We start from the raw sequence: 23,526 nt of genomic DNA, 5'->3' as shown, positions 1-23,526 counted from the left end.
TCACGACGGGCCGTGACTTCCCAGCTTGCCCGCTCCTGACCAGCGTGTCAGGCTGACACCATGATCAGCGCGCTCACCGCACGCCTCGAACAATGGCTTTTCGAGCCGCCGGACTCCGTCATCGGCAAGCCGATCTGGCAGCTCTCACGCGTCCTGCGTTACGCCTACGCGCTGATTCGCGACATCCTGCGCGACGAAATGATCACGCTGCGCGCGATGAGCCTCGTCTACACGACCCTGCTCTCGGTCGTGCCCCTCGTTGCACTGTCGTTCTCGGTGTTGAAGGGCCTGAATTTCCATCGCGAACTCGAACCGGTGCTCTACACCTTCCTGGAGCCCCTCGGCGACAAGGCCTATGACATCACCGACCAGGTAATGAAGTTCGTAGAGAACGTTCGCGGGGAAGTGCTCGGCTCGATCGGCCTGATCTTCCTGATCTACACCGTGATCTCGATGGTTCAGAAGATCGAGGAAAGCTTCAACTTCGTCTGGCGCGTCGACAAGCCACGCAGCTTCGGCCGCAGGTTCAGCGAGTACCTGAGCGTGATGGTGATCGGCCCCGCGGTGATCGTCGCCGCGGTCGGCTTGCTCAGCTCCATGGGCAAGAGCTCGATCGTGGCGACGCTGTCGCACTACCAGCCGTTCGACTGGATTCTCATCATGCTGGGCAGGGCGGCACCGTATGCACTCGTCATCGGCGCTTTCACGTTTGTGTATGGATTCATTCCGAACACGCGCGTGAAGCTGAGAGCGGCATTCATCGCAGGCGCGGTCAGCGGCCTGGCCTGGGTGGCGATGGGAGCGATCTTCGCCTCGTTCGTGCGATCCTCCGGCGGCACGATGGTCATCTACGCGAGCTTCGCCATCGTGATCCTCGCGCTGATCTGGATCTACGTGTCCTGGCTCATTCTGCTGCTCGGCGCACAGCTCGCGTTCTATATCCAGAATCCGCAGTACCTGCGACCCGGTCGCGGCGAGATCAAGCTGAGCTCGAGCGTTCGCGAACGCGTCGCTCTGTCGATCATGTATCTCATCGTGCAGGACTACGGCACACCCAAACCGCGCTGGACCACGAACAGTCTCGCGGAACACCTGGAACTACCCGGGGCTGCGCTGGGGCCTATCGTGAATGCACTGGAACAGAAGCAGTTGCTGGTCGTCGCTGAAGACGACACATGGTTGCCGGCGCGCGACCCCGCATGCATCAGTCTCTGCGACGTGATCGACGCGATCCGCTACGAAACGTCAGGGTCCCGGTTGAGCCGGATCCGCGATATCGCACCCGCTGTGCAAGCCGCTAAGCACGCGGAGGCCGCGCTGCGCGACAGCCTGAAGGACCGGACGGTGCGGGACCTGGTGACCGAGAGCGAGAGCGAGAAAGCGGGCAAGACAGCTTGATGATACGGAAGAATTCGCCGCTCTCGCGCCTCACTCTCCCGCGATCGTCATCCGCTCCACGAGGATCGATCCCGTTCTGACGCCGCCGCGCATGTCGACGTCGCTGCCGACTGCGACGATATTGCGGAGCATGTCCTTCAGATTGCCTGCGATGGTCAACTCGTGGACCGGATACGCGATCGCGCCGTTCTCGACCCAGAAGCCGGCCGCGCCGCGCGAATAGTCGCCTGTAACGCCGTTCACGCCCTGCCCCATCAGCTCCGTGACGACGAGCCCGCGATCCATCTTGCGGACCAGCGTCGCAAAATCGTCCGGGCCGTGGCTGACGATCAGGTTGTGCACGCCACCCGCGTTACCGGTGGTCTTGAGCCCAAGCTTTCGCGCTGAATAGGTACCGAGGATGTACCCGTCGAGTACTCCATTCGCGACCAGCTCACGATCGCGAGTCGTGCAACCTTCGCTGTCGAACGGTGCGCTGCCCAGCGCTTTCGGGATGTGCGGACGCTCGGAAATGTTCATCCAGTCCGGAAATACCTGCTGACCCGCTGCATCGAGCAGGAACGACGCACGACGATACTGACTGCCGCCGCGAACCGCGCCGAGGAAATGCCCGATTACCCCGCGCGCCAACTCCGGCACGTAGAGCACCGGTGCACTCGTCGTCGCAGGCTTGCGCGCATTGAGTCGGCGCAACGCGCGTTGCGCTGCTGTCTTGCCGATGTGGTCACCCTGCTCGAGGTCGCGCCAGTCGCGGACCGAGCTGTACCAGTAGTCGCGCTGCATTTCGTCCTTGTCCTGCGCGATGACCACGCAGCTCAGGCTGTGCAGCGTGCTCGGATAGCCGCCGACGAATCCCAGCGAATTGCCATAGACGCGCAATCCCTGGTGACTCGACAGGCTCGCGCCTTCGGAATTCGTGATGCGCTTGTCGAGAGTCAGCGCTGCCGCTTCGCACGCAACCGCCATGTCCCGCGCGGCATCGGGTTCGATGCTCCACGGGTGACTCAGATCGAGGTCCGGAATATTGCGGGCGATAGTGTCTGGATCGGGCAACCCGGCGCAGTCGTCTTCGGCAGTGAATCCCGCGATGCTGTAAGCCTTCGCGACCGTTTCGCGAATCGCGCGATCGCTCAGATCCGCGGTGCTTGCCGAACCCTTGCGCTTGCCGCGGTAGACGGTGACACCCATGCCGCGATCGCGCTGGTACTCGAGCGTTTCCACTTCCCCCAACCTGGCGGTCACTGACAGCCCGGTGTCGACGCTGACAGCAGCCTCGGACTCCGTAGCGCCAAGGCGGCCCGCCTCTTCGATGGCCAGGTGCACGAGTGATTCGAGGGCGCGCTGGTCCGGGCCCTGGCCGGAATTCTGGCCTGAGGATGCTATGGAAGTACGTTCGGACATGGGCCGATCTTATCAGGCGGGTGCTCGCGGCATCCCGACGCTTTTGCAATCCAGTGCGGCGAACTATTCTCCGCACCCATGACCGATCTAGACGACCAGGACGAGCCGCCCAGCAAGAGCCTGCGCAAGCGCCAGAGCGACGACCTCCAGGAATTGGGGGAAGCTCTGATCGACCTGCCCCAGAGCGAATTCGACGCGCTGCCACTGCCGGAGAACCTCCGCGATGCCGTGACGCTTGCTCGACGCATCACCGCGCATGGCGGTCTGTATCGGCAGAAGCAGTACATCGGCAAGCTGATGCGGAAAATCGATGCCGAACCGATTCGCGCGGCCATGCAGCTGCGGCGTGAGCGGGAGCGGGCCGGGACGATGCGTTTCCGGCGCGTCGAACAATGGCGCGACCGGATCGTCCGCGAAGGCCGCCCGGCCCTGGACCAGTTCGTGAAGGAAAGCGAACATCCGATCGACCCCGCCGCCCTGTCGGAACTGACCACCCTGGCGGATCAGGCGAACCGGGAGCACCGCGAAAAACTCCCGCCCCGCGCGTCTCGCGAGCTGTTCCGCAAGCTGCGAGAAGTAGATAGCAGGTAGCGGATAGCGGATAGCGGATAGCGGATGGTGACTGGGCGGAAGGAGGCTGGTCACTCTGTGGGTCCGGCTTTAGCCGGACGTCATGCGAAGCATCCTGCCGGACAACGTCCGGCATCCCGTGCGCCCCGGGGGACTGCCTCCTTGCCCCGAATCGCGCGCCCCTGACCATCCGCCATCCGCTATCCGCCATCCCCTTCTTGTACACTCCGCGCCCATGAACCCTCTCGTCGGCATCATCATGGGGTCCAAGTCGGACTGGGAAACGCTTCAGCCCGCGGCGGATACGCTGCGCAAGCTCGGCGTCACTTATGAAACGCGCGTGGTTTCCGCGCATCGCACTCCCGACCTGCTGTTCGAATACGCAAGCACGGCTCGCGATCGCGGTATCGAGGTCATCATCGCGGGTGCAGGCGGCGCCGCTCATCTGCCGGGCATGACCTCCTCCAAGACGACGCTCCCGGTGCTGGGTGTGCCCGTCCAATCGAAAGCCCTGAATGGCATGGATTCCCTGCTGTCGATCGTCCAGATGCCGGCGGGTATTCCCGTGGGCACGCTCGCGATCGGACAAGCCGGTGCGACGAATGCCGCGTTGCTCGCTGCCGCGATCCTGGCCAACAAGTACCCGCCGATCCAGCAGGCCCTCGACAAGTTCCGCCGCGATCAGACCGAAAGCGTCCTCGCTCACCCCGATCCCGCGGTCACGTCCAGCCAGTCATGAAGATCGGCATCATCGGCGCCGGCCAGCTCGGACGCATGCTGGCACTGGCAGGCTATCCGCTCGGTCAGCGGTTCGTGTTCCTCGACCAGAGCGAAGATGCACCTGGCGCCCAGGTGGGACGCATCCTTCAGGGTGCTTTCGATGATCCGGTGCAGCTCGCGCGGCTCGCGGAAGAAGTGGACATCATCACGTTCGACGTGGAGAACGTCCCGGTCGATGCGGTACGCGAGATCGCACGGAAACGTCCCTTCCTGCCTCCTGTCGATGCGCTCGGTGCTTCGCAGGACCGCCTGCACGAGAAGACCCTCTTCGGGAAGCTGAAGATCCCGACACCGCAGTTCGCAGCAGTCGACAGCCTCGACGATCTTCGCGCCGCCGCGAAGCGCATCGGCATTCCCGGCGTACTGAAGACGCGTCGACTGGGGTATGACGGCCGCGGCCAGTACTTCCTGCGCGAAGACGCCGACATCGAAAAGGCCTGGACAGCACTGGGCACCGTCCCGCTGATCTATGAAGGCTTCGTCGACTTCAGTCGCGAAGTCTCGATCATCGGCGTGCGCAGCACGAAGGGCGAAATGCGTTGCTATCCCCTTTCCGCGAACACCCACTCCGCCGGCATCCTGCGATACACGACGGCTCCGTACACCAACGCCTCGTTGCAGAAGCAGGCCCAGACGTATCTGAAACGGCTGCTGAAGCACTTCGACTACGCGGGGGTACTCACCATCGAGTTCTTCGTGCGCCGTGGGAAGCTCATCGCCAACGAAATGGCGCCCCGCGTGCACAACTCCGGGCACTGGACGATCGAAGGCGCGCAGACGAGCCAGTTCGAGAACCACGTTCGCGCCATCCTCGGGCTGCCCCTGGGCAGCACCGAACCCATCGGCCATTCGGCCATGCTCAATTTCATCGGCACGATGCCCGACATCGCCAGCGTGCTGACGGTGCCCGGCGTGCACTTCCATGGTTATGGCAAGGAGCCGCGCCCCAACCGCAAGATCGGCCATTGCACCGTGACGGCGACCTCCGCCGCCGCCCGCGACCGTGCATTGCGTTCCCTGATGAAACTTAAGACCAGTTGAACGCGTATAGACGAGCCCCATAGTGTGCGGACCATTGGTCCGAGGACCATCGGCGCGGCGGGCCGGCAACGTGACACAGATCCCATCCGGACGCGGCTTTCGGGCCGTTTTTTGTATCGCGCAACCGATGCCCGTACACTGCCGGACGCCTGCGGTCCGGGCCAAGGCACCGGCGCCAGCAACCCCCGACAGCAGTCATTGAAACCCGCCCGCGAGACGCATGTACCTCGAATTGTTCAAGCTGCATGAATTGCCGTTCCGGCTGACACCGGATCCGCAGTTCCTGTACCTGTCGAAGCATCACGCCCGCGCCAAGGCGTACATGGAATCGACCATCTGGTTCACCGACGGCTTCGTCGTGATCACCGGAGAGATCGGCGCCGGCAAGACGACGCTCATCGAGACCTTCCTCAAGGAGCTCGAGAAAGACGTGGTCGTCGCGCAGATCAACCAGACGCAGGTCTCGGCGCTCGAATTCCTGCAGAGCGTGCTGGTCCAGTTCGGCTTCCAGCCGTTCAAGATGAAGAAGGCCGAGCTGCTCTCGACGCTGAACGATTTCCTCGTCGAACAGTACTCCAACGGCCGTCGCGTCCTGCTCATCGTCGATGAGGCGCAGAATCTCTCCAACAAGGTGCTGGAGGAAATCCGCCTGCTCTCGGGCATCGAGACGACGAAGGAGAAGGTGCTGCGCATCATCCTCGCCGGCCAGCCCGAACTGAACGACAAGCTGAATTCGCAGGGCCTCGTGCAGCTCGCGCAGCGTATCCGCCTGCGCTTCCATCTCACGCCGCTGTCGAAGAACGATACCGCCGCCTACATCCAGCACCGTCTCGAAGTGGCCGGCTCACAGGGCCGCGAAATTTTCGAGGCGGACACCTACCCGCTCATCTATCGCTACACCGGCGGCATTCCGCGCCTGGTGAACACGCTGTGCGACACGTCGATGATGGCGGCATATGGACAGGATCGCGATGTCGTGAAAGTCGAGGACGTGCGATCGGCGATCGATGAGATGCAGTGGATCGAGTACGCGGAGCGCTCGGTGAAACTGCACGTGCTCGGCACTGCCGCTCCTGCCCTGCCGCTCGATGCAACGGGCGAACGCCGCATCGTGCTCGGCCGGATCCTGGTCGGCGTCAACGGCGCCACCGTGGCCGAACGGGAACTGACGGTCGGCCGGTTCATCATCGGCCGCACGAGCGACAACGATCTGCAGATCGACAGCAAGTTCATCAGCCGGCATCACGCGCAGATCATCACGACGCAACAGACCTGCGTTCTCGAGGACCTGAACAGCACCAACGGCATCCACGTGCGTTCGAAGCGCGTGCGCCGACGCATCCTCAACGACGGCGATGTGGTGCAGATCGGCCAGCACGAGATCATGTACTTCGACGAGCGTCTCTCACGCACCCGCGTCATCCCGGACACAGAAGACGATGCCGTCCCGATGGTGCGCAGCGCCTCTCCGGCCAGCCGGCCGGTGCAATCAGTCGCGGAAGAAGAAGACGAATAGACCGGACATCGTCCGGTTGAAGATGCTTCGCATCACGTCCGGCTAAAGCCGGACGCACAGCGGACGCCCGCTTGCGCGGGAATGACGGCTCAGCGGCTCGTTCTTACCAACCGCCAACCGCTAACCGCTTCTCCTAGTCATCCAGCGACTTGCTGTTGTATTCGGCCTGCGTGGTCCGGTAGTCCTTCCGGCGCAGCCACAGGACGATCCCCGCCAGCAGGCTCAGCGAGCCTACGACCAGGAGGACCCCGGGCAGGGTTTCAACGTTGATCAGCCATGCCGCGCTCAGCAGGATGAGCCCCAACAGCATGTAGATGTAGGGCAGGAGCTCGTAGAGGGGGCGTGCGATCCACATGGTTCCCGGGGTTCTCGCTGCGATGGCGCTGCCATCCTAGCAGCGGCATGCTCGCTGGCGCCATCCGGGAGCCGCGGTTACTCGGTCGCGGTACCGCCGACGGTCAGGCCGTCGATACGCAGGGTCGGCTGGCCCACGCCGACCGGCACATCCTGGCCTTCCTTGCCGCAGGTGCCGACGCCCTCGTCCAGCTTGAGGTCGTTGCCGACCATGGACACGCGGCGCAGCACATCGGGACCATTGCCGATCAGCGTCGCGCCTCGCACGGGGCGGCCCAGCTTGCCGTCCTCGATCAGGTAGGCCTCGCTGGCCGAAAACACGAATTTGCCGGAAGTGATGTCCACCTGGCCGCCACCGAAGTTGTGGCAGTACAGCCCCTTCTTCACGGAGCTGATGATCTCCTGTGGATCGTGCGAACCGGCGAGCATGTAGGTGTTGGTCATGCGCGGCAGAGTCATGTGAGCGAACGATTCCCGGCGGCCGTTGCCGGTCGGGCTCACCCCCATCAACCGTGCGTTGAGCTTGTCCTGCAGGTAGCCCCGCAGCACACCGTTCTCGATGAGTGTCGTGCACTGGGTCGGCGTGCCCTCGTCGTCGATATTGAGCGAGCCGCGGCGTGAGCCGAGCGTCCCGTCGTCGACGACGGTGCAATGCTCGGAAGCCACCTGCTCGCCGATGCGCCCCGAGAACGCCGACGTGCCCTTCCGATTGAAGTCACCCTCCAGGCCATGGCCGATCGCCTCATGCAGCAGGATGCCGGGCCAGCCCGGCCCGAGCACGACAGTCATCGAACCAGCAGGCGCTGGTGCGGCTTCCAGGTTCACGATGCCGCCGCGTACTGCCTCGCGCACCAGTTCCTTCCAGCGATCGTTCTCGAGGAACCGGCGGAATCCGTAGCGGCCTCCCGTGCCTGCGTAGCCCTGCTCGCGACGCCCGTTCTGCTCCAGGATCACAGAGACATTCATGCGCACGAGCGGGCGAACGTCCGCGGCAACGGTGCCGTCGCTAGCCATCACCAGTACGATCTCGTGCGAGCCCGACAGACTCGCCATTACCTGCTTCACGCGCGGATCGATACGGCGCGCCTCGATGTCGATCTGCTCGAGCAATCGCACCTTCTCAGGATCACTCAGCCCTTCGATCGGATCGTCAGGGAGATAGAGGCTGTGCCCTGCGCGCGCATGCCAGGCCTGCAAGCCAGTGCTGCTGCCACTGCGAGCGATCGCTCGCGCCGCCTGCGACGCTTCCGTCAGCGCAGGAAGCAGGATCTCGTCCGAATACGCGAAACCTGTCTTCTCGCCGGCGAGCGCGCGCACGCCCACGCCTTGCTCGATGCTGTGCGCACCGTCTTTCACGATGCCGTCCTCGAGCGACCACGATTCGTCGCGGCTCAGCTGGAAATAGAGATCCGCGTAATCGACGCTGTACCCCATCACACTGCCGAGCACATTCGCGATGCGCTGATCGTCGAGTCCCGACGGCGCGAGAATCGCCCGACGCGCGAGATCGATGGGCTGGGCCACGGGGGCCTTGGGAAGATCGAGATGCAGCTTGTTCGGCGCGACTGTGGACATGGATGGCTGGGGACTGCTCAGGTTGCGGAGTTAGAGACTGCCGATCGCAAAGCGCCGATGGCTCAGGGCCGGAAAACGCCCGCGCAGCTCCTGTTGCACTGTGTGGTCGATTTCGGCGACTGCAAGTCCGGGGCCGGCGGCTGACACGCGACTCAGCACATGCCCCCAGGGATCGACGATCATCGAATCCCCATAGGTTTCCCGGCCATTCTCATGCATGCCGCCCTGCGCGGGCGCCAGCACGTAGCACAGATTCTCGACCGCCCGCGCTCGCAGCAGCACTTCCCAATGCGCCTTCCCCGTCGGCGCCGTGAAGGCCGAAGGCAGGCTGAGCACTTCGGCGCCCTGGGATTGCATCAGGCGAAAGAGCTCCGGAAAGCGGATGTCGTAGCAGACAGCCATGCCGAGGCGGCCGATGGGCGTCGGAAAGACCGTCGGAGACTGCCCGGCGGCGATCGTCGCGGATTCCCGGTAACGCTCTTCGCGACCCGGAATGTCGACGTCGAAGAGATGGATCTTGTCGTAGCGCGTGACGCAGCGTCCTTCGTCGTCGAACAGCAGCGAGGCAGCAGCGACCTTCTGCGGCTGAGTCGAAACGCGGATGGGCATCGTGCCGCCGACGATCCAGAGCTTCAGCTCGCGCGCGCAGTGACCGAGGAACGATTGGATCGGGCCTTCACCGAAGTCCTCCGACACCTGCAGCTTGTCGGTTTCCTTGCGACCCATGATCGCGAAATTTTCCGGCAGCGCCGCAAAAACCGCTCCTTCCGCACGCGCCCGCTCCAGCAGCTGACGGACGGCGGCTAGGTTGGCGGCGACATCGGGACCCGATGTCAGCTGAATGACGGCGGCAAGTGACATGTGTGACGAAGTATCGACACCTTAGGGAGAACTCTCTTTAGTCGCGGCAGCGGCTTCCTTGATTTCCGCCGCATCGACGCGCTCGACGACCGGATTGTCCCACGGACCGGTGATCCGGTAGTAACCCCGGGTGATTCCCTTCAGCGGCTCCTTGAAAACCTGGGAGAACAGCAGCAGCGCGGCGCCTACAGCGGGACCGCCGGCAAGGGCACCCGCGACTGGCAGCGACGCACCGAGATTGCCGGTGACAACCGCAGTCTGATCGTAATCGCGTGCCCCCAGTCCTGTACGCCCCGCAATACCGATCTCGGCTGCGGGCCCGCGCAACAGCAAGTTGCTCGTGTACGCATTGCCATCGCGCAATTCGAAATCGCCGTGCACTTCATCGAAACTCAGACCCTTGTCCGTGAGGTCGCTGAAATCCAGCGCGAGTCGACGAGGCAATGCGCCGACGCTGAAGAGACCAAGCACGCGACCCGCACCCGGCTGCACCGTGAGCAGCTGTCCGCTCTCGGCCGCAACAGTGACCTTGCCCGAAGCGCGGGTCGGAAAGTCGCTGTCGAATCCGCCGGGCCACGAAAGCTTCGCGGTGATCTCACCATGCTTCGCTTCCATGAAGGGCGAATAGTTCAGCGCGCGCAGCGTCGTGGCGACATCGGTACTCGCGACAGTCGCGCTCATCTCCGAACGCTCGCCGTCCGGGGTGACGAGCCACTGCGCTTGTGCGTCGGCACGCACCGCCTCATGCACGATCGTAAGTGAATCGACACGAATGCCATTGGGCACCCGGGACGCGCGCAGGTCGACCGTACCGATGGAGTGATCCTGGAAGCGGAAGTCCTCGACGAGCGCCTGGACATTCGGCCAGGTGCGCGGATCGCGCCCGCCGGGCTTGTCTCCAGGTTTTTTCTCGACGCGATCGATGACGAGATGGTCCAGCCGCACGCGCAGGGGCTGCGGGCCGGTGAAATCCTCGGGAATCGTCAGCTCGCCTTCAGCGCTCGGACCGGCGACATCGATCTGCCAGCCGCGATCCGTGGCACGCAACATTCCGCGCACATCCGCGAACTCGTAGCCAAACACCTGCAGATTGCCGAGCTTCAGGCTCGCCGTCTTCAGGTAGTCCGACAGGCGCGAATTGCCTTGCCCGTCGCCCTTGAGGTCGAACCAGTCATCGAGCACGAGACGGTCGAGACTGCCTTCGATTCTGAAACCCGGATGCCCGGGAAGCGCCGCGGCGACAGCATCCGTTCGCACGCCGCCTCGATCGAGCCGCCAGCCGCTGCCTCCTTCCTGGAAACGAATCAAGCCGCGCAGGTCCCCCAGACCGGCGCGAGCGACGATCTCCTGTTCGCCATCGAACTCCAGTTCGAGTCGCAGCGGCCGCCTCTCTGCGGGTTCCTTGCCAACCGGGTAGGGCAATGCGATGCCGAGCCCTTCGAGATTCGACTCGACCCGGTACTTTCGCGGCTGGCCGCGTTGCCCGGCGGCCTCGGGCGCGGTTTCCCAGCGCATTGCGAACTGCCAGTCCGTCTCGCCGCTGAGCTTCGCGCTCGCAGGCAGCTTCAGCAGGGGCGTCAATCTCGATGCCGTGGCACGCCCCGAAGCCGTCACCTGCGCAGCCTGCGTCGCTGATTCGACGGGCTCGACGGCGACTTCGATCGGACCGCCCAGCCACTGGCCCCTCAGCTTTGCGACCTCCGGAAGACTCTGCCGTACGGTGAGGAAGCCATTCAGCCCTGTCACTGGCGCATCGATGCCGTCGGCGACAACGGTCGCTTCCTTCACATGCGTCGTCACCTCGATGCGTCTGCTCTTGATGCGTTTGAGCGGCAGCAGCAGATCGACGTCGCTGGCGGCTTCGCCCTGCCCTCGCAGCCGCTGGAACTGATCGCCGAGCGCATCGCTGATCGGGCTCGTCTGCAGCAGCACCAGCGCGTCGCCGAGATCTCCCGCGGCGTGCGCTTTGATCGCAAGCTCAGCGAGCTTGAAATCCCGGAATCCGCCGCCGACCTGCGAAATCTTCAACCCATGAACCATGCCCGTGCCGCCGAGGATGCGCAGACCCTCGTTCTTGAACTCGAACGCCAGCGCGAGCTCTTCCGCCGGTGACCAGCCTTCCTGGTACAGCAATGTGCCTTGCTCGATCCGTCCGCGCGCAATGAACACACCCTCGCCATTGCGGAATGGGAGCGCCCGGGTCGGGCCGTTGAAGATGACTTCGGCATCGCGCACATGTCCCTCGACAAAAGCGTGATCCAGCCAACCCAGCGTCTTCGGCGAAAGCTTGTTCGCCGGCATGTATTTCGGCGCTGCCTTCGCGACCAGGTTGTCGCCAGTGGCGTCGAGCTCGAGGATCGGCGATGAGCCGTCGATCGGCACGGTCACGGCCACTTTGCCCTGACCGTTGCCGTCGACGGTCGTGACACGCAAGTCGTTACTCGCGATGCGCCATCCCTGCGCAGCGCGCTGCCAGCCGATTTCGCCGACGACCGTCTGCGCGGCCAGCGGCTCGCGAAACATTCGCGGCAGATCGAAACTCACGTCGGCGGATTTGATCTGCGCGACGCCGCTCGCGTCCGTGCCATCGATACGCGCAGTGATGTTCCTCACGCCTGGCGAATTGAGAATCGGCTGCACGCCGGCGTTGCTGATCTCGGCTTTGATCGAATAGCGCGGCGTCGCGCCCGCCTCGGGCCGAGCTGCGCTCAACGCTAGATTCTCGATCGTGCCGCGTGCCTTCAGGGCCCGGAGCTTCGCGGCTGCGTCGCTCTCGGGCAGATAGGCCAGCAGCGGCCAGAGATTTTCGAGCACGATCCGGTCGGCGGATATGTCGACGGTGAAACCGCCGTTCTCCGCCTGCGACCACTTGGCCTGGATACTCTTCGATCGCCACGGCGAGCCCTTGCGCGAGACATCGAGATCGCTGACCGCTACCTGCCAGCGGTTGTCGCGATGAGTGGCTCGCAGATCGAGCGACAGCTTGTCGAAGCTGATGAGCTCCGCCGCCTGCTGTTGTACGTGCGGCGCCTCCGTGTCCGCGACAATGGGCTCCTCTTCGACCAGCGGCTCTTCGACGGTGGACTCGTCGGAATCATCGTCATCGTCCGCCGGAGGAACCAGTGGCGCCGGCCCGGGCAGCGGCGTGATCCATTCGGGCGCCGCCGCACTGATCCGATCGAAGTCGATCTTCGCCGTGAACTGCGCGGGCTCGCGCCCCTTGAACGAAGCGCTGAGCTCGATCGAACCGTGTCCGGCCTCGGGGGCGAGCCACTGGTTCGGCAGTACATCCGCCCAGCCGGCGAGATCGAGACCGTGTCCCTCGACGACGAAGCTGGAGACGAGCGTGTCCACCTCCTCGAGCGGTCCGATGATGTGCGCGCCGAACTCCAGCGTCTGGCCCAGCGCCTTCGGCAGCGACGCGTTCCCTCTCAGCTCGAGCAATTCGTTCTGGCGATCGAGACGGAAACTGATGCCCGAAGCCGACCACGGACCACGCCCCGTGATCTCGTCGCGAAAACTGATGACCGCGTTGCGCACGCGGAACTGTCCGACGGGCAACGATTCGACCGCGATCGGCTGCGTGTCCTCGCGGTCCGGCAATGCACTCTGACCGACGATCTGAATGCGTCCCTCACGCGTACGGATCAGGCCGATCTCGGGCGAATCGAGCGTGAAGCGCCCGGCCGTGAGCCGGCGAGTCGAGATCGAAGTCCAGAGATCGAAACCAACACTGCCCCGCTGCGCCGTAGCCAGCACGCGCGAACGATCCGGCGTCCTCACGATCGCATCGTCGAACACGAGCTCCGGCCCATACAGCCGCAGCCGTGCACTGATGCGACTGAACTCGATCGCCAGCCCCGTCTTGTCGTTCAGCCACGTCTGCAACTGAACGCGATACCCGGGCACCCGCGTCACCGCGACCTGGAAGGCCACGACGAACAGTCCCATGAGCACGACGAGCACAGCCAGAACGAGGAGGCTGGTTCGGAGGGGCTTGGGGAGCTTCAGGGACATCATGACTGGGGCGCGGAAGCTATGAGCTGTGAGCAACGAGCCAGAAATGGATCAGGAATGGATGTGCTTGCATCTCTCTGGCTCACAGCTCATGGCTCGCCGCTCGCAGCCCTCTCACATCAAAACCACGTCGTACTGATCCTGCTGATACAACGCTTCCGTCTGCAGTCGAATCGGCTTGCCGGTGTGAACTTCCAGCTCCGCGAGCGCCGCCGACTCCTCGTCGAGGAGCCGCTCGATGACGTCCTGGTGCGCCAGCACCATGAGCTCCTGGAACTGGAACTGTCGCGACTGTCGCAGAATTTCCCGAAAGATTTCGTAACAAACTGTTTCCGTCGTCTTCACGAAGCCGCGGCCCTCGCAGGTAGGACACGACGAACACAGCATGTGTTCCAGGCTTTCGCGGGTCCGCTTGCGTGTCATCTCGACGAGGCCCAGCGGCGACACCGACGAGATGTGATTCTTCGCGTGGTCGCCGACCAACGCTTTCTCGAGCGCCTGGAGCACCTGCCGGCGATGCTCCTCTTCTTCCATGTCGATGAAGTCGACGATGATGATGCCGCCGAGATTGCGCAGCCGCAGCTGACGCGCGATGGCGACGGCAGCTTCCAGGTTCGTGCGGAAAATCGTCTCTTCGAGCGTGCGGTGTCCGACATAGGCGCCGGTGTTGACGTCGATCGTCGTCATCGCCTCGGTCTGGTCGAACATCAGGTACCCGCCCGACTTGAGCGGTACCTTGCGATCGAGCGACTTCCGGATTTCGTCCTCGATGCCGTACAGATCGAAGATCGGCCGGTCGCCGTCGTACAGCTCGATCCGGTCGGTCATGTCGGGCATGAACGTACGCGCGAACTCACGCATGCGCTGGAACGTGTCCTCGTGATCGACGCTGACCTTGTCGACACCGCTCGAAACGACGTCGCGCAGCACGCGGACAGCGAGCGGCAGATCTTCATGGACCAGGTTGCCGGGACGCGTCATCGCGGCCTTCTCGCACAGCACCGTCCACAGCTTCTGCAGGAACAGCATGTCGGCACGAAGCGCCTCGGGGCTTGCACCTTCCGCCGCGGTCCGAACGATGTACCCGCCCGCCTCGTTGTCCTGCACGAACATCGATGCCGCTTCGCGCAGGCGATGACGCTCCGCCTCATCTTCGATGCGAGCCGAGATGCCGATGCCGCGGCCCTTCGGCATGTAGACGAGGTAGCGCGAGGGAATCGTGATGAAGGTCGTAAGACGCGCGCCCTTCGTACCGAGCGGATCCTTCAGCACCTGCACGAGGATCTCGCCACCCTCGGTGACGAGTTGCTGGATCTGCTGCGTCGCGCCCTGCTCTACCGGTTCATCCGGCTGTCCGTTCTCGCCGACCGCGGGATGGACGATGTCGGAGGCGTGGAGAAACGCAGTGCGTTCGAGCCCGATGTCGATGAAGGCTGCCTGCATGCCCGGCAGCACTCGCGAAACGCGTCCCTTGTAGATATTGCTGATGAGCCCGCGGCGATTGGAACGCTCGATGAAGATTTCCTGCAGCACGCCCTCTTCGACGAGGGCCGCGCGGACTTCGCGGGGACTGACATTGATGAGGATCTCCGCCGTCATGCGCGCACCTGCTCGTGTGCGGCGGCGCGCACCGTCCATCCTTTCGTTCGCAAGAGTTCTCCCGTCTCGAACAATGGCAATCCCACGATCCCGGAGTAGCTCCCCGAGATGCGCTCGATGAACAACGCCGCAAAGCCCTGAATGCCGTAAGCACCCGCCTTGTCCCGCGGTTCCCCGGTATCCCAGTAGGCGGCTATTTCGTCATCGTGCAGTTCGCGCATGCTGACGTCGCTCACGCTCACCCGCGACTCGCACCCGAGCGAATCGCGAACCGCGATCGCCGTGTAGACCTGATGTGTTTGAGCCGAGAGGCGGCGCAGCATGCGCAACGCGTCCTCGCGGTCACGCGGCTTGCCCAGCACGTCGTTGCCAAGGGCCACTGTCGTATCGGAACCCAGCACCGGTGCGCGCTCCCCTTCGGAAAGCCGGGACCAGAGCGTTTCTGCCTTCGCCATGGCCAGTCGCTGGACGTAGGGCAGCGGCAGTTCGCCCTCGTGCCGGGACTCGTCGATATCCACCGGCCGAACGCGGTGGGCAACGCCGATCTGCTTCAGTAGTGCACTGCGGCGTGGCGAGGCGGAGGCCAGCCAGATCAATGGGTTGGACAAGCTTGTCATCCGCGGAAGGATACAGGCCCTAAGCCTTCGATCAATGTCGATTGTTGGATTTTTCCCTGCCGGGAATTAATCGCTACTGAACCTGGAGCGGAAGTAACGCCCCGAGCGGCGACGGGCAGTCAGAACTGCTGATGACGGGCGAACATCTGGGCGTCTCCCAGGCCCGAAAAAACGAGAACCACGCTCGTCACGGCGCTCGCTGCCGCCAACGCTTCGCGCACGGCAACCGAAGCGACCGAGGCCGCCTTGTCCTTGGGATATCCGTAGGCGCCGGTAGAGATTGCAGGGAATGCGATGCTTCGCAGCGCCAGGGAATCGGCAATCTCGATTGACCGCAGGTAGCACGACGCCAGCAGTCGCTCGGGCTGCGGATTCTGTTCCCAGATGGGACCCACGGTATGGATCACATAGTCGGCAGGCAGCTCGCCCGCAGTGGTGGCCACTGCCTCTCCGGTGGGCAATCCCTTCGGGTACTGCTGCCGACGGATCTCCCGGCAAGCCTCCAGGATCGCAGGGCCGCCGGCGCGATGAATCGCCCCATCGACGCCGCCCCCGCCGAGCAGCGTGGCATTGGCTGCGTTCACGATCGCACCCACTTTCAGTTGCGTGATGTCGCCCACCTGGACGACGACGCGGCCTTCCATGAATTCGGTGCGCATGAGAGGTCCCCGTCAGTCGATCTCACCCGTGGCCCAGCGGGCGGCCCTCGCCGGCTCGTCGAACAACTCCATCTCGATGACGTCGCGCACTTCATCGCTGATCAGGATGGTGATGTGCACCACGGCAACGAGCGTTCCCGGCTTCACGACGGCAGCCCAGCGCCGCTTCTTCGAACCCGCCACGTGCACGACGAAATCGCGATATCGCTGGATCTCGGAGTAGTCCCAGTTTCCGTGGGACTCGCGCAGGTCCGCCACCGCATTCATTCCGGGCCGAAAAGCCGGATCGCTGCCCGCACGCGTGATCAGATCGATGAGACCGTCGACGGTCAGCTCACCCCAGACGTGCATCTTGACCAGATTCTCTGCCGGATGAATCGAATAGCTCGATTCCATAGACTCCCGCGCCTTGCTGTGACGCCGTTATCATAGCCGGTACCACCTCGCGGCCGGCTCAGGCGATCGTGGGGGAATTCCTGAAAATCCTGCCGCTGAAGCATCGGGCAGCACGTGCATCCGTGACACACTCCGCTTGCGCCCCCCGCATGCCCTGCGTACGTTGTCGGGGCTTGGGGGAAGTGGAAGAAAGAAGGTCCAGAGGGACTCCAGCCGTCACAGAGCGATGCGCGAAACCGATAAGTCCGCCCAGTCGGGCCGGGTGAAGGCACAGCCTTCTTTTCCGGCCATTGCCGGTTACCGCTTCCTGCAGACGATCGCCCGTTCGCTGAAGTCCGAGATCCACGTCGCGTGGTCCGAGGAGCTCGGCCACAACGTCGCTGTGAAGGTTCTGCGTACCGGGCCGCTTTCCTCCGCCGAGGCCGGCGAAGAGGAACGCTTCGAACGCGAGCGCGAGCTGCTGACGCGCATCAAGCATCCCGCGATCGTCGACATCTACGACTGGGGCCACGGCGAAGACTTCCGCTACATCGTCACCGAGTACTTCGCGAGCGGCAGCCTCGAGCTGCGCATCCGCAATCTCATGACGATGAAGGACAGCGTCGACATTTTCCTGCAGATCGCCGGCGCATTGGTTGCGGTGCACGCCGCCGGCCTCGCCCACCGCGATCTCAAACCCGCCAACGTGATGATGCGACCGGACGGCCGCATCGTGCTGATCGATTTCGGCCTCGCCAAACACGTCGAGGCAGCTACCCAGCTCACGAGCGCCGGCGAAGTCCGTGGCTCGCCCTACTACATCAGTCCCGAACAAGCCGAAGGCGCACCCGTCGACCAGCGCAGCGATCTCTACAGCCTCGGCGTGATCTTCTACGAAATGCTCACCGGCAAACGCCCCTTCCGCGGCAGCACGGTGATCGCGATCATCCAGTCGCACCGCAACGATCCCATTCCGGTCCTGCCGGACGAACTGGCGCGCTTCCAGCCGCTCATCGACGGATTGCTGGCGAAGAATCCAGCGGAACGGTTCCCGTCAGTGGCGACGGCGGTGGCGGAGCTGGCGAAGATGAAGGTGTGAAGAAGGCTGCGCGCTACGCGCGATGATACGGATGCCCCTTCACGATCATCACCGCCCTGTACAACGCTTCCGCCACCATCACTCTTGCGAGCGCATGCGGAAGTGTCAGTGCAGATAACGACCAGCGGAAATCCGCATCAGCGTCGAGCTCGGGTGCAATGCCGTCCGGGCCACCGATCAGAAATGCAACGTCCCGGCCGTCCTGGGCGCGGGCTTGCAGGAATTTCGCGAGCTGTTCGCTCGTCATGGACTTGCCGGTGACTTGCAGCGCGACTATGTAGGCGCGCGGTGGCAATGCTGCGCGCATCCGCTCACCTTCCTTCGCGATGGCTTGCACCGGATTGCCGCCGCTGCGCTGCCCGAGCGGGATTTCCTTCAGCTCGAGCCGATAGTCGGACGTGAACCGGCCCGCGTAATCGGCGAACCCTTCGTTGACCCAGCCCGGGAGCTTCGTCCCGGCGGCGATGAGGCGGAGGAGCATTGGATGGTAACGAGTGACCGATGACGCGTGACGAGCGTGAAAATGACGGTGTGCCCGTCACCCGTCACTCGCACTCGTCACCCTCTCTTACTCGCCCACCGCCGCGTCGCGACGCGCCGCGCTCACATCCCACAGGTTCTCCAATCGATACAGCTCGCGTACGCGAGGCAGCATGATGTGGACGATCACATCCTGGAGATCGACCAGCACCCACTCGCCGTCGCGCTGGCCTTCGACACCCATCGGACGAAAGCCGGCTTTCTTCGCGTACTCGATGACGCGATCGGCGATCGAACGGACGTGACGATCCGAAGTGCCGGACGCAATGACGAGCGTATCGGCGATATCGGTCAGCTTGCGGACATCCAGGACCTTCACCTGCACCGCCTTCATGTCATCGAGAGCAGCCTCGATGACTTTCACCACCGGAGCGGCGGCAAAGGTCGGTTTCGGGGACTTCGCAGGCGATTTCGCCGGGGCCGCCTTGGCCGCAGGACGCTTTGCGCCCGTGTCCCTGACCGCGCGGATCGGCGCCTTCTTCTTCACGGAGGCTTTGACTGCCACGCCCGCTTTCGGCCGCTTCGTTGCGTGCTTGCCGGCGGACTTGCCCGCGGATGCGGACTTCGAAACTCCTGGACGACGTGAAGTGCTTGCGCGCTTTTCGGCCATGCTCACCTCTTGGGTCGATAACACCCGGTTTGCCCAATATACGCCCGCACTGCGTCGGGCATCAGATAGCGGGGATCGCGCCCCGCCGCAATCGACTTGCGGACTTCGGTCGAAGAAATTTCCAGCTGCGTCACCGCGTGGATGTAGATGCAGCCCGCCTTCGACTCGTGCAGATCGTTGATCCTTCCCGTGCCGCGATCGACGAGCAACTCGCCCAGCGGCCCCATGCTCGGCGCACGCCAGCCCGGCCGATGCGCAACCACCAGGTGCGCGAGTTCCAGCAACTCACGCCACTGATGCCACTTCGGCAGCCCGAGGAACGCATCCATACCGACGATCAGGCAGAGCGAGCGTTCCGGAAAATCCGCGCGCAGCGTCCGCATCGTATCGACGGAATACGACAGTCCTTCGCGACGGATCTCGCGATCGTCGACGACGAAACCCGCCTGGCCTTCGGTCGCCGCGCGCACCATCGCGAGCCGCTCCTCCGAGGAAGCGACCGTCATTTCCCGGTGTGGCGGATTGCCGGCCGGCATAAAACGCATTTCCGTCAGACGCAACGCCTGCAGAAGCTCGAACGCCGTGCGCAGGTGTCCGAAATGAATCGGGTCGAACGTGCCGCCGAAGATGCCGATGGGATTCATTAGGAGAAGCGGTTGGCGGTTGGCGGTTGGCGGTTGGCGGTTAGTAAGAATTGGGGAGGCAGAAGCGCGCTGATCACCCGCTTCGACTGCCCGCAACCATTCGCCATTCGCAGTTTTCATGCGGCCTTCGAGCGCGACAGGGGTACGCCGGAGAAGCGCGCGACGAGGCCTTCCATCTCGACCCACGGATCGGTGCGCAGTACGCCTTTGATCGCGCGATCGACGCGCGAGGCATCCTGCAGCAGGCCGCGGACCGCTGAGGGTTTGAGTCGGTTGAGCGCGTCGCGCATCGCGGTCTGCCGGGGTCGCCAGACGTAAATCGCATTCATGGCGCTGTCGGCGCTCTGGCCGTTGCGCATCAGATGCTGGGCGCGGGCAATCCACTGCAGATCCTTGTTCACGGCCCACAGGACGAGGACGGGGTCGATGCCTTCGCCGCGCAGCCCTTCGAGGACTCGCAGCGCCCTGGACGTTTTGCCGCGCATCGCGGCCTCGCCGAGTTGCAGCACATCGTAGCGGGCACTGTCCGCGACGGAATCCAGAACGGTCTGCAGGGTCACGGGGCCGGGCGGCAACAGCAGCGCAAGCTTTTCTATTTCCTGGTGCGCTGCGAGCAGATTGCCCTCGACGCGCTCGGAGAGTTCTAGTGCTGCATCCTGATCTGCCTGCAGGCCATGCTTGCCCAGGCGCTCACGGATCCAGGCCGGCAACCGCGGCAGATCGATGGGCCAGATCTGGATGACCGCACCGCTCTTCTCGACGGCGCTCACCCACTTCGAGTTCTGTACGCGGCCGTCCATCTTCCCGGTGATGATCAGCACGACGTTGTCGGGCGAAGGCTGCCCGGCCAGCTCGATGATCGCGCTTGCGCCCTGATCGCCCGGCGCCGCCGTAGGCAACCTGATCTCGACGATCTTGCGCTGGGCGAACAGCGACATTGCGCGACTGTCCGCGAGCAGTGCGTTCCAGTCGAAACCGCGTTCGACGATGTGGAGATCGCGCTCGGTGAAGCCTTCCTTGCGCGCACGGGCGCGGATGGCATCGGCCGCTTCGTTCACGAGCAGCGGCTCATCGCCCGAGACCAGGTAGATCGGGCCCAAACCGCGCGACAGCGTGGCCGCGAGGTTATCGCCGGAGATTTTCACTTCGGGAAACCAGTGCCACGGTCAGCGGAATGCCGGAAAACGGCGTGAAAACATGCTGGCAGCCATTGAACGGGGAAGGTCGGGTCGTAGGCACTGAGGTGGATGCAGCAATGGCGCGATGCGGCCGCTATAGGTGCGACCGATTATGAACCAATGGCGGAATCGACGAAAGCTTGGGGGGAACCGGCAATCCGGCCTCGGGTTCAGGCCCGGTTTTGCGCAACACGCGCCGCTTCGCCGGTCGCCGAGCCTTTACATGACCCTCGCCGGACCGGTAGCCTCGGCGAGTCGTCGGTATCCCTGCACCCATGTCCGTCTTCGAACTGGCCCGAAAACCTCCACAGTGGCTGCGAGTAACGCTCGCGGCGCTGATGCTGGCGTTCGCGCTGAATTCGATCGCGCATGCGGCACACACCCACGAGCAGGGTTCCGCGACCACCGCGCTTCACAGCACGGCCTGCGGTTATTGCGTCACCTTCGGTGCCGCGGACGCGCCGCCAGTTCATGCTCATGCGCTCCCCACCCCGTCCTGCGTCCAGATCGGCATCGTCGACCGTGACGCGGAATTCGTTTCGCAACGCCTCGTCTCGGTCGCGCAAGCCCGCGCACCCCCTCGTTTCCTTAAGCAAGCCTGACCGTCGCCGCTTCGAGCGGCAACAGCCCTGCGACGCCCGTGCGTCGCGCCGTGTCATTTGTTTCAGGAATCGATTCACATGCGTCCCAGTCATTCCCTGCGCATCGCCGTAGTCGCGATGCTTTCCGTTTCCGCCGCCCACGCCCAGGAATCCACCGTCGAACAGGTCGTCGTGACCTCGACGGCTCTGCACGAGAACCCGCTCGATGTCGCCCAGCCCACCAGCGTGATGGCTGGCGACGATCTGCGGCGCCAGATTGCGGCGAGCATCGGCGAAACTCTCTCCGGCGAGCTCGGCGTGAGCTCGACGTACTTCGGTCCCAGCGCCAGCCAGCCTGTCATCCGCGGACTAGGCGGCTATCGGGTGCAGGTCCTTCAGGATGGCGCGGCCGCGCTCGATGTCTCCAGCCTCAGCCAGGATCACGCCGTTGCCATCGAATCGGTGGTCTCGCAGCAGATCGAAGTCATCAAGGGACCGGCGTCGCTGCTCTACGGAAGCGGCGCGGCAGGCGGGTTGGTGAATGTGGTGACCACGCGAATTCCTGATGAGATCACGGGGACGCCCTTCTCCGGCGCGGCCGAACTGCGCGCTGACAGCGCCACAAAGGAACGCACTGGTGCCGTGAGCTTCGACGGCAACGCCGGTGCGCTCGCACTGCATGCCGACTACTTCGATCGCGAGACGGACGACGTCGAGATCCCCGGCTACGCGCAGTCCGACGCGCTGCGTCGCGAGATCATCGAAGCCGGCGAAACACCGGACGACGTGCGCGGTCGACTGCCCAACTCGGCAAGCGACAGTCGCGGCGGCGCCATCGGCGCTTCGCTCGTCGGTGATGCTGGTTTCGGCGGGCTCTCGTGGAGCCGGTACGAATCCGTTTACGGGATTCCCGCCGAGGAAGAAGCATTCATCGACATGCAGCAGGACCGCTTCGATGCCCGCGGTGAATGGCTCGCGAACGGGGACTGGCTCGACACCTTGCACGTGAGCGCGGCGTACAGCGACTACACGCACACGGAATTCGAAGCGCCAGGCGAACCTGGCACCGTGTTCAACCAGGACTCATACGAAGTGCGCGCTGCTGCGGACCATCACTGGGGTGACGGCTGGCGCGGCACGGTGGGCGCGCAATTCGTCGATATCGATTTCGAAGCCATCGGTGAGGAAGCGTTCGTACCGGCGTCGGTCACGCGCGCAGCGAGCATTTTCGTGTTCGAAGAACGTCATTTCGATCGCTGGACGCTCGAACTCGGAGCGCGCGCGGAAAATCAGACTATCGATCCCGAAGCGGCGGCCGGGCTGCCCGACTATGACGAGACCGCGATCAATCTGTCGTCGGGACTCGTCTTCAAAATCGCGGAAGATCGTTCGCTCGCCCTGAACCTGACGAGAACCGAGCGTCATCCGCAACCAGCGGAGCTTTACGCCGATGGTCCGCACATCGCGGCCGGCCGTGTGGAAGTCGGCGATCCGTTCCTCGAAAAGGAAACCGCCCTTACCGCGGACTTGTCGCTGCGCAAAGCCGGCGATGGCATTCGCTGGACGGTGAACGCGTTCTACAACGACTACGACGATTACATCTACCTGCGACCCACCGGCGAATTCGACGCCGGCGAAGAGGACGTGCTGCCGATCTACGAATATCTTCAGAGCGGCGCGAAGCTCTACGGCTACGAAGCCGAAGTCAACTTCCCTCTGCTCTCGCAGGGCGAACCTTCACTGGAACTCCGCCTCGCATCGGACTACGTTCGCGGCAAGCTCGACGATGGCAGCAACCTGCCGCAGATCCCGCCGTTGCGGTTCGGCGCCTCCATTCATTACGACGTGGGCCCGTGGCACGCGGGACTGGAAGCGTTCTACAACACGAAGCAGGACGACGTGATCGAAAACGAGCTGCCGACGGACAGCTTCACGCAGCTCGATCTCGACATCAGCTACCGCATGCCGCTACGCGACAAGCATCTGCTGCTGTTCGCTCGCGGCACCAACCTGCTGGATGAGGACATGCGTCTCGCGACATCGCCGCTGAAGGACATCGCGCCGCTGCCGGGGCGGTCGTTGAATCTGGGAGTGCGAGCGGAGTTTTAGAA

21 protein-coding genes are annotated in these 23,526 nt (G+C 63.9%); 8 read left to right on the top strand and 13 right to left on the bottom strand.

Features of this window, described 5'->3' with window-relative positions:
* Positions 1-60: 60 nt before the first annotated feature.
* Entirely contained in the window at positions 61-1,398 is a 1,338-nt protein-coding gene (locus HNQ60_RS15830; RefSeq protein ID WP_184333475.1) for a YihY/virulence factor BrkB family protein, read from the top strand.
* Positions 1,399-1,428: 30 nt separating this feature from the next.
* Here the strand turns inward: HNQ60_RS15830 and pmbA are convergent, their stop codons facing one another.
* Positions 1,429-2,799 (bottom strand): metalloprotease PmbA, encoded by a 1,371-nt coding sequence (gene pmbA, locus HNQ60_RS15825; RefSeq protein ID WP_184333473.1) that lies wholly within the window; start codon positions 2,797-2,799, stop codon positions 1,429-1,431.
* Between the two features lie 78 nt (positions 2,800-2,877).
* On the opposite strand from pmbA, the gene yjgA reads away from it, so the two are divergent.
* The 4 genes from yjgA to HNQ60_RS15805 all read left to right on the top strand — a co-directional run bounded on the left by yjgA (position 2,878) and on the right by HNQ60_RS15805 (position 6,706).
* Entirely contained in the window at positions 2,878-3,390 is a 513-nt protein-coding gene (yjgA, locus tag HNQ60_RS15820) for a ribosome biogenesis factor YjgA (RefSeq protein ID WP_184333471.1), read from the top strand.
* Positions 3,391-3,604: 214 nt separating this feature from the next.
* Entirely contained in the window at positions 3,605-4,108 is a 504-nt protein-coding gene (purE, locus tag HNQ60_RS15815) for a 5-(carboxyamino)imidazole ribonucleotide mutase (protein WP_184333469.1), read from the top strand.
* Positions 4,105-5,190, top strand: coding sequence for a 5-(carboxyamino)imidazole ribonucleotide synthase (locus HNQ60_RS15810; RefSeq protein ID WP_184333468.1), 1,086 nt, complete (start codon positions 4,105-4,107; stop codon positions 5,188-5,190). The genes purE and HNQ60_RS15810 overlap by 4 nt, the downstream gene beginning before the upstream one ends.
* A 220-nt stretch (positions 5,191-5,410) precedes the next feature.
* Positions 5,411-6,706 carry an AAA family ATPase gene (locus HNQ60_RS15805; RefSeq protein WP_184333466.1) on the top strand — a complete coding sequence of 432 codons (1,296 nt, stop codon included), beginning with the start codon at positions 5,411-5,413 and terminating at the stop codon, positions 6,704-6,706.
* Positions 6,707-6,839: 133 nt separating this feature from the next.
* Here HNQ60_RS15805 and HNQ60_RS15800 read toward each other — a convergent pair whose 3' ends face one another.
* From HNQ60_RS15800 to HNQ60_RS15765, 8 genes are all read right to left on the bottom strand, one after another.
* Positions 6,840-7,061: a hypothetical protein gene (locus HNQ60_RS15800; RefSeq protein WP_184333464.1), complete on the bottom strand. Its 222-nt coding sequence runs from the start codon at positions 7,059-7,061 to the stop codon at positions 6,840-6,842.
* A gap of 77 nt (positions 7,062-7,138) precedes the next feature.
* A complete protein-coding gene (tldD, locus tag HNQ60_RS15795) occupies positions 7,139-8,584 on the bottom strand; it encodes a metalloprotease TldD (protein ID WP_407676449.1) in 1,446 nt (481 codons plus the stop codon).
* Between the two features lie 81 nt (positions 8,585-8,665).
* On the bottom strand, positions 8,666-9,496 hold the full coding sequence (locus HNQ60_RS15790; protein WP_184333460.1) for a carbon-nitrogen hydrolase family protein: 831 nt from the start codon (positions 9,494-9,496) through the stop codon (positions 8,666-8,668).
* A 21-nt stretch (positions 9,497-9,517) separates the two neighbouring features.
* A complete protein-coding gene (locus HNQ60_RS15785) occupies positions 9,518-13,513 on the bottom strand; it encodes a YhdP family protein (protein WP_184333458.1) in 3,996 nt (1,331 codons plus the stop codon).
* Between the two features lie 114 nt (positions 13,514-13,627).
* On the bottom strand, positions 13,628-15,112 hold the full coding sequence (gene rng / locus HNQ60_RS15780; protein WP_184333456.1) for a ribonuclease G: 1,485 nt from the start codon (positions 15,110-15,112) through the stop codon (positions 13,628-13,630).
* A complete protein-coding gene (locus HNQ60_RS15775) occupies positions 15,109-15,729 on the bottom strand; it encodes a Maf family protein (RefSeq protein ID WP_184333454.1) in 621 nt (206 codons plus the stop codon). Before HNQ60_RS15775 ends, rng begins: the two co-directional genes overlap by 4 nt.
* Before the next feature lie 119 nt (positions 15,730-15,848).
* Positions 15,849-16,388, bottom strand: a complete 540-nt coding sequence (locus HNQ60_RS15770; protein ID WP_246433592.1) for an O-acetyl-ADP-ribose deacetylase — start codon at positions 16,386-16,388, stop codon at positions 15,849-15,851.
* Positions 16,389-16,400: 12 nt separating this feature from the next.
* A complete protein-coding gene (locus tag HNQ60_RS15765; RefSeq protein WP_184333451.1) occupies positions 16,401-16,784 on the bottom strand; it encodes a hypothetical protein in 384 nt (127 codons plus the stop codon).
* Between the two features lie 226 nt (positions 16,785-17,010).
* Here HNQ60_RS15765 and HNQ60_RS15760 point away from each other — a divergent pair, with 226 nt between their 5' ends.
* Entirely contained in the window at positions 17,011-17,862 is an 852-nt protein-coding gene (locus HNQ60_RS15760) for a serine/threonine-protein kinase (RefSeq protein WP_184333449.1), read from the top strand.
* A gap of 13 nt (positions 17,863-17,875) precedes the next feature.
* Here HNQ60_RS15760 and rlmH read toward each other — a convergent pair whose 3' ends face one another.
* The 4 genes from rlmH to holA form a co-directional block, all read right to left on the bottom strand.
* On the bottom strand, positions 17,876-18,343 hold the full coding sequence (rlmH, locus tag HNQ60_RS15755; RefSeq protein ID WP_184333447.1) for a 23S rRNA (pseudouridine(1915)-N(3))-methyltransferase RlmH: 468 nt from the start codon (positions 18,341-18,343) through the stop codon (positions 17,876-17,878).
* A gap of 87 nt (positions 18,344-18,430) precedes the next feature.
* Positions 18,431-19,012 (bottom strand): ribosome silencing factor, encoded by a 582-nt coding sequence (rsfS, locus tag HNQ60_RS15750; RefSeq protein WP_184333445.1) that lies wholly within the window; start codon positions 19,010-19,012, stop codon positions 18,431-18,433.
* A gap of 2 nt (positions 19,013-19,014) precedes the next feature.
* Entirely contained in the window at positions 19,015-19,656 is a 642-nt protein-coding gene (gene nadD / locus HNQ60_RS15745) for a nicotinate-nucleotide adenylyltransferase (RefSeq protein WP_184333443.1), read from the bottom strand.
* A 116-nt stretch (positions 19,657-19,772) separates the two neighbouring features.
* Positions 19,773-20,801, bottom strand: a complete 1,029-nt coding sequence (gene holA, locus HNQ60_RS15740; RefSeq protein ID WP_184333441.1) for a DNA polymerase III subunit delta — start codon at positions 20,799-20,801, stop codon at positions 19,773-19,775.
* A gap of 308 nt (positions 20,802-21,109) precedes the next feature.
* Here holA and HNQ60_RS15735 point away from each other — a divergent pair, with 308 nt between their 5' ends.
* Together HNQ60_RS15735 and HNQ60_RS15730 are read left to right on the top strand one after the other, a co-directional pair.
* Positions 21,110-21,436, top strand: a complete 327-nt coding sequence (locus HNQ60_RS15735) for a hypothetical protein (protein ID WP_184333439.1) — start codon at positions 21,110-21,112, stop codon at positions 21,434-21,436.
* A gap of 78 nt (positions 21,437-21,514) precedes the next feature.
* Complete coding sequence (locus HNQ60_RS15730; protein ID WP_184333438.1) at positions 21,515-23,524, top strand: TonB-dependent receptor; 2,010 nt, start codon at positions 21,515-21,517, stop codon at positions 23,522-23,524.
* The last annotated feature ends 2 nt before the right edge of the window (positions 23,525-23,526 follow it).

It is taken from the genome of Povalibacter uvarum (assembly GCF_014202975.1).
GTDB classification, from domain to species: domain Bacteria; phylum Pseudomonadota; class Gammaproteobacteria; order Steroidobacterales; family Steroidobacteraceae; genus Steroidobacter; species Steroidobacter uvarum.
Note: the sequence above shows the minus strand (reverse complement) of the source record. Positions and strands in the feature narration are given on the sequence as shown.

Bases quoted from the DNA above. Each gene is read 5' to 3' on its own strand.
- HNQ60_RS15830 (WP_184333475.1), top strand. From the start codon at position 61: ATGATCAGCGCGCTCACCGCACGCCTCGAACAATGGCTTTTCGAGCCG.
- pmbA (WP_184333473.1), bottom strand. From the start codon at position 2,799: ATGTCCGAACGTACTTCCATAGCATCCTCAGGCCAGAATTCCGGCCAG.
- yjgA (WP_184333471.1), top strand. From the start codon at position 2,878: ATGACCGATCTAGACGACCAGGACGAGCCGCCCAGCAAGAGCCTGCGC.
- purE (WP_184333469.1), top strand. From the start codon at position 3,605: ATGAACCCTCTCGTCGGCATCATCATGGGGTCCAAGTCGGACTGGGAA.
- HNQ60_RS15810 (WP_184333468.1), top strand. From the start codon at position 4,105: ATGAAGATCGGCATCATCGGCGCCGGCCAGCTCGGACGCATGCTGGCA.
- HNQ60_RS15805 (WP_184333466.1), top strand. From the start codon at position 5,411: ATGTACCTCGAATTGTTCAAGCTGCATGAATTGCCGTTCCGGCTGACA.
- HNQ60_RS15800 (WP_184333464.1), bottom strand. From the start codon at position 7,061: ATGTGGATCGCACGCCCCCTCTACGAGCTCCTGCCCTACATCTACATG.
- HNQ60_RS15790 (WP_184333460.1), bottom strand. From the start codon at position 9,496: ATGTCACTTGCCGCCGTCATTCAGCTGACATCGGGTCCCGATGTCGCC.
- HNQ60_RS15785 (WP_184333458.1), bottom strand. From the start codon at position 13,513: ATGTCCCTGAAGCTCCCCAAGCCCCTCCGAACCAGCCTCCTCGTTCTG.
- rng (WP_184333456.1), bottom strand. From the start codon at position 15,112: ATGACGGCGGAGATCCTCATCAATGTCAGTCCCCGCGAAGTCCGCGCG.
- HNQ60_RS15775 (WP_184333454.1), bottom strand. From the start codon at position 15,729: ATGACAAGCTTGTCCAACCCATTGATCTGGCTGGCCTCCGCCTCGCCA.
- HNQ60_RS15770 (WP_246433592.1), bottom strand. From the start codon at position 16,388: ATGCGCACCGAATTCATGGAAGGCCGCGTCGTCGTCCAGGTGGGCGAC.
- HNQ60_RS15765 (WP_184333451.1), bottom strand. From the start codon at position 16,784: ATGGAATCGAGCTATTCGATTCATCCGGCAGAGAATCTGGTCAAGATG.
- HNQ60_RS15760 (WP_184333449.1), top strand. From the start codon at position 17,011: ATGCGCGAAACCGATAAGTCCGCCCAGTCGGGCCGGGTGAAGGCACAG.
- rlmH (WP_184333447.1), bottom strand. From the start codon at position 18,343: ATGCTCCTCCGCCTCATCGCCGCCGGGACGAAGCTCCCGGGCTGGGTC.
- rsfS (WP_184333445.1), bottom strand. From the start codon at position 19,012: ATGGCCGAAAAGCGCGCAAGCACTTCACGTCGTCCAGGAGTTTCGAAG.
- nadD (WP_184333443.1), bottom strand. From the start codon at position 19,656: ATGAATCCCATCGGCATCTTCGGCGGCACGTTCGACCCGATTCATTTC.
- HNQ60_RS15735 (WP_184333439.1), top strand. From the start codon at position 21,110: ATGTCCGTCTTCGAACTGGCCCGAAAACCTCCACAGTGGCTGCGAGTA.
- HNQ60_RS15730 (WP_184333438.1), top strand. From the start codon at position 21,515: ATGCGTCCCAGTCATTCCCTGCGCATCGCCGTAGTCGCGATGCTTTCC.